The sequence below is a fragment of the Neobacillus mesonae genome (assembly GCF_023715155.1).
Classification (GTDB): Bacteria; Bacillota; Bacilli; order Bacillales; family Cytobacillaceae; genus Neobacillus; species Neobacillus mesonae_A.
On the sequence record NZ_JAMBNQ010000083.1, the window covers coordinates 1 to 1,462 of the forward strand.

1 protein-coding gene is annotated in these 1,462 nt (G+C 41.0%); it reads right to left on the bottom strand.

Annotation, left to right across the window (positions count from 1 at the left end; translation table 11 throughout):
• Window positions 1-191 precede the first annotated feature (191 nt).
• The gene (locus M3183_RS26470) at window positions 192-1,364 is read right to left on the bottom strand and encodes an IS256 family transposase (protein ID WP_251475034.1); all 1,173 of its coding nucleotides are present in this window, start codon (window positions 1,362-1,364) and stop codon (window positions 192-194) included.
• Window positions 1,365-1,462: the final 98 nt, after the last annotated feature.

Sequence of the window (1,462 nt, forward strand, 5' to 3'; positions counted from 1 at the left end):
AGTCAAGTCCTAGTTTTTGTGTAAAATCACTGGCAAGTGCTTTCATCCTATACCCTTTCATTTTTTTTGCGAAACTTCCATGGATTTTAAACTTCATATCCGGAAAGGGATGTCAAATGGTTTTCAATTTGATATCCCTTTCCGGATATGTAACCATCCATGATGGAAGTTTAGCAAAAAATGCATCCGTACTAGCTTCCCCCCTTTAGTGACTTTCTCTTTGCGTAGACTGTGTCCTGATATTGCATAAGAACGGCTCCAACTAAACGGAACGCAGATTGAGTGTTGGGAAAAATCCGAATAACCTTTTCCCTTCTGCGGACCTCCTGGTTCAACCGTTCCAGGGAATTGGTACTGCGGATGTGGCGTCGGATATTTTCTGGAAAGTTCAAGTATTGGATGGTATCTTCGAAACCTTCATCTAAAATTGCAAGTGCTTTTTCAAACCTTGATTCTTCCCCAAACCGACTCATGAGCTCATCCTTAAACTGACGGATATCGTCATAGGTTACTGCTTCAAAAACACGTTTGATCATTGTCTTGATTTCAGCTGAGTCCTTTTTGGGAAGTTTATCAAAGATATTCCGTTTAAAATGTACGTTACATCTTTGCCAGGAAGTCCCGATAAATTCACGCTGTATCGCTTTCTGAAGACCTTGATGAGCATCAGAAATGACTAGTTTGGGAGATTGAAGACCACGTGATTTTAGCTGTTGGAAGAATCGGCTCCAACTCTCGTGACTTTCTACATGGTCAACGCTCAAACCGAGTATTTCACGTGTGTTCTTCTCAGTAATGGCTGTCGCAATATAAACAGCCTTGGAAACCACGGTTTGGTGCTCACGCACTTTTATATACATGGCATCCACGAAAACGAAAGGGTAGTATGTTGTATTCAAGGGTCTCTTAGCCCAATCATTCACAATGGGATCAAGTTTCTGCGTAAGTGATGATACAAACGACTTGGATACGTTCTTCCCGCAAAGCTGCTCAACAACATTAGTAACCTTCCGGGTTGAAACACCATTGATGACCATTTCCAGCATGGAGAGGACCAGAGCTTGGTCACACCGGGCATATCTTTCGAAAACAGTAGTTGAGAATTCCCCATTGCGTGTCCGTGGGACCTTAAGCGTCAAGGTGCCGATACTCATGATCAGTTCACGCTCATAGTAACCATTCCTGTAATCACGGCGTTCTACAGCTCTTTCGTAAGGGGCCGCCTTTAAATAGTCGTCCCTTTCTTTTTCCATAAATTCGTTTAATACTAAGACAACCGCTGATTTTATTACCATATCAAGGTTGGAGTTCAGAATAGCTTCTTTTAAAACATCCATATTTAGGTTAAACTGTACTTGAGTCATTTTATTCCTCTTTTCATTGTTTATCGTGGTTGAAAACAGTGTTGCCAGGAATGAATAAAATGACTCATTTTTTTTTACACAATTATACGGACTTTATC

Coding starts and splice junctions, on each gene's coding strand:
- M3183_RS26470 (WP_251475034.1), bottom strand. CDS start 1,364: ATGACTCAAGTACAGTTTAACCTAAATATGGATGTTTTAAAAGAAGCT.